The 7,959-nt window shown below is 67.2% G+C and carries 6 protein-coding genes and 2 pseudogenes; 2 read left to right on the top strand and 6 right to left on the bottom strand.

The annotated features are described in order from the left end of the window. Positions 1 to 40 precede the first annotated feature (40 nt). A complete protein-coding gene (locus tag LZ604_RS33330) occupies positions 41 to 1,237 on the bottom strand; it encodes an IS110 family RNA-guided transposase (RefSeq protein ID WP_234519825.1) in 1,197 nt (398 codons plus the stop codon). A 308-nt stretch (positions 1,238 to 1,545) separates the two neighbouring features. Here LZ604_RS33330 and tnpA point away from each other — a divergent pair, with 308 nt between their 5' ends. Next, entirely contained in the window at positions 1,546 to 1,974 is a 429-nt protein-coding gene (tnpA, locus tag LZ604_RS33325; protein ID WP_234519824.1) for an IS200/IS605 family transposase, read from the top strand. Positions 1,975 to 2,092: 118 nt separating this feature from the next. On the opposite strand, the pseudogene LZ604_RS33320 reads toward tnpA, so the two are convergent. After that, positions 2,093 to 2,335 (bottom strand): annotated as a pseudogene (locus LZ604_RS33320) (hypothetical protein); the annotation flags it as partial. A 717-nt stretch (positions 2,336 to 3,052) separates the two neighbouring features. Here LZ604_RS33320 and LZ604_RS33315 point away from each other — a divergent pair. After that, positions 3,053 to 3,694, top strand: coding sequence for a hypothetical protein (locus tag LZ604_RS33315; RefSeq protein WP_234519823.1), 642 nt, complete (start codon positions 3,053 to 3,055; stop codon positions 3,692 to 3,694). Positions 3,695 to 3,736: 42 nt separating this feature from the next. On the opposite strand, the gene LZ604_RS33310 is transcribed toward LZ604_RS33315, so the two are convergent. The 4 genes and pseudogenes from LZ604_RS33310 to LZ604_RS33295 form a co-directional block, all read right to left on the bottom strand. Continuing rightward, positions 3,737 to 4,639 (bottom strand): hypothetical protein, encoded by a 903-nt coding sequence (locus LZ604_RS33310; RefSeq protein ID WP_234519822.1) that lies wholly within the window; start codon positions 4,637 to 4,639, stop codon positions 3,737 to 3,739. A gap of 380 nt (positions 4,640 to 5,019) precedes the next feature. After that, positions 5,020 to 5,736 (bottom strand): Clp protease N-terminal domain-containing protein, encoded by a 717-nt coding sequence (locus LZ604_RS33305; protein ID WP_234519820.1) that lies wholly within the window; start codon positions 5,734 to 5,736, stop codon positions 5,020 to 5,022. Between the two features lie 328 nt (positions 5,737 to 6,064). Further along, positions 6,065 to 6,198, bottom strand: a pseudogene (locus tag LZ604_RS33300) (ribonuclease BN); the annotation flags it as partial. Positions 6,199 to 6,943: 745 nt separating this feature from the next. Next, positions 6,944 to 7,897, bottom strand: a complete 954-nt coding sequence (locus tag LZ604_RS33295) for an intradiol ring-cleavage dioxygenase (RefSeq protein WP_234519818.1) — start codon at positions 7,895 to 7,897, stop codon at positions 6,944 to 6,946. Between the last annotated feature and the right edge of the window lie 62 nt (positions 7,898 to 7,959).

Genomic DNA, 7,959 nt, shown 5'->3' with positions numbered 1-7,959 from the left:
GGCTTAGCCCGCTCGATAGGAAGGCTTCCCAATGCCGAAATCAAGCCGGCGCAGTGACGGGAGGTGTCACTTGGTAGCACCGTCGGTCACGGATCAGGGCCCACAGAACGTTCACGCGCCGACGGGCGAGAGCGAGCACGGCCTGGACATGGCGTTTGCCCTCGGCACGTTTGCGGTCGTAGAACTTCCGCGAGTTGGGGTCGAACCGGATGCTGACGAGTGCCGAGGTGTAGAAGACCCGCTGCAGGCGTCGGTGATAGCGCTGGGGCCGGTGGAGGTTACCGATGACCTTGCCGGAGTCGCGTGGTGCGGGGGTCACGCCGGCGAATGCGGCAAGCCGGTCAGGGGTGGGAAAAGCGTCCAGGCTGCCGCCGATGCCAACGAGGAGCTCCGCGCCGAGGATCGCGCCGATGCCGGGCATGGACTGGATCACTTCGGCGAGTTCGTGCTCGCGAAACCGGCCCTCGATGAGCTTGTCCGTCTCGGCGATCTTCTCGTTGAGGGTCATCACCTCCTGCGCGAGGGTGTGCACCATCTTCGCGATCGCCGTCTCGCCTGCGACGGCGGTGTGCTGCCGCTCAGCGGCCTCGACGGCCTTGACGGCAAGAGCCTCGGGGTTGCGGGCCTTGCGGTTGCGCAGCCAGGCAGTGAGTCGGGTCAGGCCGGTGCGGCGGATCGCCGCCGGGGTCTGGTAGCCCGTAAGAAGCAGCAGTGCTCCGGCTGTGCCGATGTCCAAGGCGCGTTCCAATGCGGGAAACATGCTGTTCAGCAGGCCCTTGAGCCGGTTGGTGGTGCGGGTGCGGTCGGCGACCAGATCGACACGGCGCTCGGTGAGCAGCCGCAGCTCGATGCCCGCATCGTCACCGGGCCGAATCGGCTGCAGGTCGCGTCGCATGCGGGCCTGATCGGCGATCACCCGCGCGTCACGGGCGTCGGTCTTGCCCGTCCCGCGGTAACCGTCGGAGGCCCGGTTGACCGCGATGCCGGGGATGTAGACCAGTTCCTGGCTGTGGTTGACGAGCAGGGCGATCAGCAGGCCGGGGCCGCCGCCCGCCATGTCCAAGGCCCAGGTGACCTCTCTGCCGTCTGCGACGTCCAGGACATCTCCGACCAGCTTCAGCAGCTCAGGCTCGTCGTTGGCAACCCGTCGGGACAACAGTGCGTTGCCCTCGTCGTCCAGGACCAGGCAGTGGTGATGGGTCTTGCCGCAGTCGGTCCCGGCCCATATCCGGTTCATCGTGCTCCAGCTCGTCGTGCGTGCAGTACGTACCACGGACGACCTCGCCGGCATTGCTCTACACAGCGACCTGTTCGCATTTCCCAATCGGCGGCCGAGTCGTCGTGGGGAGCCGGGCGGCCAAGCCTACCGAGCCACAGCTGGCAGCCGCATGAAAGCCACACCCAGCTCCCCTGGGTGCCACAACCCTACGAATGGCTGGGGCGGACCCAGGAAGAAGGTAGAGCCGCATGAGGAACTTGTACGCACGGATCATCCGGCCCACCCCCCTTCCTGGTCAGCCCGCACGATCATACTACCTTTGGTGTATGTCACCGCGCTGGGAATCAAACCCCGATATCCGCACCGGTCGACACGTCGCCTACAACCTGCATGCGCACTTGGTGTTCGTTACCAAGTACCGCAAAGACGTCTTCGATGACGCCATGCTGAAGCGGTGCGAGGAAATCATGCGAGAGGTGTGCGGCAGCTTCGAGACAGATCTGAAGGAGTTCAACGGTGAACGCGATCACGTCCACCTGCTCGTGCACTACCCGCCGAAGATCGCCCTGTCCAAGCTGATCAACAGCCTCAAGGGCGTCAGCTCCCGATATCTGCGCGCCGAGTACACCGGCCGTATCAACCGCATCGGACTGGGCTCTGTGTTCTGGTCCCGCTCCTACTTCGCCGGCTCGTGCGGCGGCGCGCCGCTCAGCATCGTCCGCCAGTACATCGAGGGCCAAAAGCGGCCCACCTGACCGTCACCCAAGACGCGCAGCGAATTCCGACGCTGCGCGCCTCCGACCCGAGCATGCGTTTCCCTCCCCGGCTGAAGCCAGGGATACCCACGCAAGATCAGGGATGGCAGGACGGCTGTGGCAATGTGGGGTGGGCCTGCCCCGGCGGGCGCCAGGCGGAGCGGATGGGGTGGCCGGTGTGCGCTTCGATCAATTCGGCGTCGAGGAAGCCAAGGTTTCACGGGGTGGCTACGACCCTGACGTCCCAGTTCCACTCATGGGCGGCGGTGATCAGCTCGCCGACGTCAGCGGCGATGCCGCACGCGCAGACGACGTACGTGCCCCAGCGCGCTTCCGCTCCTGCGCGCTCGGCACAGGCCATGTGGTCCAGGTCGGCCGCTACGTCGCGCCGCGGGCCAGCCGCTCAGTGTGTCGCGCCCTCGCGCACCCGGAGGTCGGTGGTGGTGTCGGCGGCGGCGCGCAGCAGGACGCGTATGCCTTGGGAGACGGTGGCCACCGGAAGTGCGGGTTGCCTGCGGTCGGTGACCTGTTCCGGTGTCCAGGGCAGTCTGCGGCAGGACGTCCGTGACTGTACGTGAGTGATGGTTGCGTAAGTCGCTGTGTGCTGGTCGTGGTGCGTCGGCGGGTGGTTGTATGCATGTCTGATGATCTGAACGTTGGCGATGGAGGTGCTGGGGCTGTGTCTGCCTGGGGGGATGAGCGGTTGGCGGATCCGCGGTTCTGGTGAACGCGGACCCCGCGGCGGCCGTGTCCCAGCGTCGGTGCAGCTCACCGTGGTGCCGTGCGGTGGTGCGGCGGCAGTTGCCTGCATTGGGTGCTGCCCGGTCGGGGACTGGGGGTTGCCGGAGCGGATCACCGCCGTATTGGTGGATACGGTCACCGACGCGCGGTGGGTGGGGCGCAAGTGGCCGTCGGCAGCATGGCCGATCCCCGGTTCAGGAGATTCCCAGCCGGTCACAACGCGGCGAACGCAGTGGCGACGGGGGTGGCGGACGGCCGCTTGGTTGCGGTCACCGGTCCTGGCCCGGCGAACTGATGGGCGAACGACGCCCGAGTGGAGGGTGAGGCAGATATGAGAGTGCTCGAACTGCTGGGTCTCATCGTGGTGCCGTTGGCCACGTACTACGGCATAGTCCGGGGAATGCGGTGGCGGATCTTCGTGCCGGTGATGCTGGCTCTCATCGGCGTGCTGTTCTTCGTCGACGACGATCTGCCGGTCTGGCTCGTGGTGTGGTACAACGCCGACTTGATCGCGATCCTGGTCATGCAGCGTGTCCTGCATCGCCCCGGGCCGGTCGACCGGCGCATGGAGAAGATCTGGGCGACGATGCCACCCGTCGAGGCGGGCAAGGAAAAGGTTGAGCGGGATCTGCAGACTCTGTCCCGCGAACCCGGGCTGCGCTGGATATGCCTCGACCTAGACGAGGACGGCGACCTGCTGGTCGCGGCAAAAGCGAACCGCCGTTCTATACAGGGGCGATTCCGGATCGCAGGGGAATGTCCCCACTGTGTCCTTGAATCGCTGCTGGCGTCGTTCACCGCCGTGGAGTTGGTCGACCAGATCGCGTTCTACCGCACCGAGACCTCGGCGGATAGGGGGTGCGCCGCGTACCTCTACTTCGACCGGTCGGCGGGTACCGTGCGCACAGACGTCGCTCATTCCGGCCGTCTGGCGGCGGACGAGACCGAGGGATGCACCGTTCACGCCGTGTCCACCTGACCCCAAGTGGGCCGGAGTAAGCCGGTCCTCCCCCACACCGCGTCAGATGTCCCCCAGGAACGGGCGCCTGTGCGCGAGGTGCCGGAGCCGGGCCGCTGTGACCTGCTGCCGCATCTGGGACTCCAGGCGCTCGCGGGTGTCCGGGTCCGGCGACCACCACTCGCCCCCGGCCACCGCCCGCCAACCCTCGTGTGCCTCCGGGCGTTCCCCCAGCCGGAGGCGCTGGCAGCGGCAGGGCCGATGGTACTGGCGGCCAGGCTGGTCCAGTCCCTGGCCCGGATCCCACCGCGCCAGGAGGCCGGCAACCTCGGTTTCACCGTAGTGTTCTGCCAGATCCCGGACGCGGTCGGCGTACGTGAGCAGTTCCAACTCCCAGTAAATCGCGCAGTACCCGCACAGGGGCACCGACGGCCCGTTCGCGCCGACCAGGTCGGCGATGGCGTCGGCCAGCGGCCTTGGCAGGCGGCCGTGGGCCCCGAGGTGGGCGAGTGCTTGGAGATCCCTCACGGGGTGGGGGGCCTCCCAGGCGGCCATGATGCCTCCAGCGGCCAGCGTACGGTCCCCGGTGTCGGGGTCCCGGGCCAGGAGGCGGACGTCGAACAGCGCGCACTGCTCCCCGACGGCCCCGAAACCCGGTTCCGACGGGTCGATCGCCCACCTCAGGTGGTACTCCCACGCGTCCGAGGCGGGCAGGGGGTCAAGCGGACAGATGAGGATATGCGGTTGCTCCGCCCACAGCCGGGCGCTCGCGTCCTCCAACAGGCTGCTCGAGGACGAGGATGCCGTGCAGCGGTGCAGCGAGGTGATACGGGCACGGAACAGGCGCAGTCGCAGAACGGCACGGGACGCGGGATCGAGATGCGCCGGGGGCCGTACCACGATGACGGCGTGCCCTTCGAGGACACCGGCCGGCAGCTCCGACTCGAACCGCAGGTCCAGTGGCACAGATCCGGCTTCATGCATGACAGGAACGCCTCTTTCGGTCGGCTCACGTGGAGGGTGCGGGTGTCCCCTGGCCGAAGCTACGGGGCACCGCCTTCGCACGCAACGCCGTCCAAGTAGCCCACCGTTGAGGCTGCGACGTCGTGCCAAGCCGCTTGAGGGAGCTCCTCCACATCAGGCTGGTTCGGTCGTGAGAGGCGATCATCCAGGTCACCAGGGCGAGGAAGCTGCCCTGGTGGGACTTCCTGGATTCGGCCAGAGCTGCTCTTCCTCCTCGGTTGATCCGGTTTTGAATGGCCTGGGGAGATTGGGGAGTACGAGCCATGAGGGGTCGCCGACCGTGAGGTCGGCGGCCCCTTGGGAATCGGTGCAGTGGGTGGTGGTCAGCCGTTCTGGGATGAGTGGGTGTCCGCCGTCGTGGCGTCGAGGGCGGCTGGTTCGAAGCCGGCCTCGGTCAGGACGTTGGCGGCCACTCCGCGGCCGACCTGGGCAAGGCCGACCAGCAGGTCGTCGCAGTCGATGCGCTCGGAGCCGTTCTGCTCCGACCGTGCCTCCGCGATGGCGATGGCTTTGCGGGAGTAGGGCGTCCATGCGATGCGTTCGGCTGCTTGAGAGGCGCCCATGCTCAGCCGGGTGCCGACGGACCGGTGGACCGTCTCCGGTGAGACGCCGGCGGACTGCAGGAGCTGGGTGGCGCTGTTGTCCTGTGCGGTCAGTCCCCAGAGCAGGTGCTCAGTGCCGATGTAGTTGTTGCGGTGCTGCACTGCTGCCTGTTTGACGTGGACCATCGCCTGGCGGAGGTCGTCGGTCATTGTCTCAGGGCTGTATCGCTTGTGCGGTGCGTGGAAGCGCTGCTGGACCGCCTGTCGGGTCACGCCCAGGGCGGCGCCGATGTCGGTCCATGAAGAGCCGTGCATCCGGCAGTGCTCGACGTAGTCCTCGACCAGGTCGTCTGCCAGCGCCTGCATCTGGCCTGCGAGTTGGGCGGCAGCGGTGAGGAGGGCGAGCCAGTCCGGCTGTCCTTGTCCGCCGGAGCGGTGTGCGGTGTCGCATCTGCGGTCGACTTCCGCGATGAGATCGTCCAGGTCTGGAAGAGCCATGAGGCAAGTACGCCTTGACAATTTTGAATTGTCAAGGCGTACTTGCCTTGCTTCGTGTGTGTCAGGGGAGTCTCCGCATCGGGAAGACGTCGGGACCGGTGGGCATGGGAGGACGGGCGGCTTCCGGGGTTGCCAGCCGAGCGACGATGGTGACGGACTGCGGGCAGTTGCGGGTTGGCAGACTGTCCACGACACACCAGGACCAAGACGACACGCCGACCAACATCACGCGAAGAGACCGAACAACGTCACCCGAAGGGCGGGGAGATCCACCGCAGGTTTGGCCACCCACCAGGTCACGGGTGACCCTTTTCAGGAAGCGCCATCAGCCCGGCGCGATCCAGCGGAACCCTTCGCCCGCGCGTCGGACTCGCCCAGTACAGAACCGCGATCTCCACGGTGACCAGGAGCGCCCAGGACGGGCCACTTGGCGATCGACCACGCCGTCAGCGCGGTGTCACCACACGGGTACAACACCGAACGCCTGCACTCCGCACTCGACTACCTCCACCCGAGGAGTTCGAGGCGGCCTACTACCGTTCCGTGATCACCCCGAACGCAGCCTAGAACACACAAGATCGGCCGCTACAAATGTCGGGGCAGCTCAGAGGCTGCGCAGGAGAGCCGGCAGTCTACGGCTTGTTCGGATCCGAGGACGTCATGAGTCACGGCTGGATCATGACGCTCGCTTCCCCGTCCAGTCCGGCAGCGCAAGTCAGCTTCAGGGCCAACGTGCTGGGTCACCGATGACGACCTCCCCGGGCGATGGGTGAGAAGTCCGGTCCCAGCCACTCGTTGAGGACTGCGACGAGGATGGTCGCCTCGCAGCGGACGGCGAGTTTCTCATTGCGGGTGGCCACCGCCCGGTGGCCCTTCACGCGGACCGCACCCGACAGGGTGCCGCTCGCGGTAGCCGAACTAGTCGAACTTCGGCGAGCGGCCGCCGTAGGAACCTCGCTTCTCACGTCCAGGGAACCCTCGGCCAGGTGAAGCGAGGCCTGAGCCGGCGGGAATGCCGCTGAGGCCAGGCATCTTAGGAGAGCGAGCCGGTGCCCGCCTGCGCCTCTTATGTACACCCGTCGTGAGCGCCCTCGCGCGCCCGGCCCCGTGTGCGCAGGACCTGGTGACTGCGGCTGAGCTCCGCCCCTGCCCAACGGGCGGTGGCGGAGCTCAGCGCTTTGGCTCAGTGCTTTGGGTGGGAAGCGGATCAGGAGGAAGGGCTGGGGCTGGGGCCTCCGCCGCCCGGGCCGCCGCCAGGGGGACGGCCACCCGCCTCGGGCGGTGTCGCGTCCGGGTCGACGGCGAGCACGATCGAGCCCGTCAGGCCCTTGCTGTAAGTGCCCGGCTTGACCTGCTTGAGCGTGACCAGCGAGGCCGCGCCCGCCGACCGGGCGACGTGGTCTTCGGCCAGTTTGACCCGCTGGCTTCCCGTGTGCTTCGCGTACGGGTCCAGCTTGGCGATAGCGTCGGCGACTTCGTCGGCGAAGAAGACCTGACCGGTGTGGGCAACGTGGCCGTCCTCGTACGTCCGGCCTTCGACCCCGCCACCGTAGTGCACCTTGAGGTGGATGTGGGTGGTGCGGCCGTAGTACCAGCCGGGGAAGATCGTCTTGAACGTCGCCTTGCCATGCCGGTCGGTGAGCTGTACTCCGCGCAGGAACGTCGTTTCGTCGGTGTTCGGAACGTGCCCGTTCTCGTCGGCCTTGCTGGGGTCGTACGGCACGTCCGGGGAGATGGCCGTGTAGCCGGCGTAGACGCCACCGGCGTCGCAGTGCCAGATGTCTACCGCCGCGTTCGGCACGGGCTTGCAGGTTTTCGTGTCCACCACCAGGAAGGTCATGGCGAGCGGTACGCCGGGCCTACCCTCCGTGATGTTGCTGCGGACCTTCTCGTCCTCCAGGTAGTAGGGACCTGTCATCTGCTCCGCGGTGAGAACGCACTGCGCGATGGCCGTGGAACCCGTGCTGGCAGAGCCGGTGGTGGTCGCGTCCATGGCGGATCCCGCCGGTTCAGCTGAGGCGTTGGCAGAGTAGACGGCGATTCCGGCCGCGCCGAGCCCCGCTCCGCCGAGTGCCGTGAGGACCTTCCGCCTGCTCGGTCCCGCCTTGGCAGGGGCGTTCTCGTCCTGCGCTGAACGTGTGTGCTGCTTGTCGTTTGACATGTCATGGAAGCTACAAACCCAGTGTGAGAGGGCTCTGGGTAGCGGCTGTGGATGCCATGTGC

The organism is Streptomyces glomeratus (assembly GCF_021462825.1).
In the GTDB taxonomy this organism is placed as follows: domain Bacteria; phylum Actinomycetota; class Actinomycetes; order Streptomycetales; family Streptomycetaceae; genus Streptomyces; species Streptomyces glomeratus.
The sequence above is the reverse complement of the archived record's forward strand: the minus strand, read 5'-3'. Positions and strand labels throughout refer to the sequence as shown.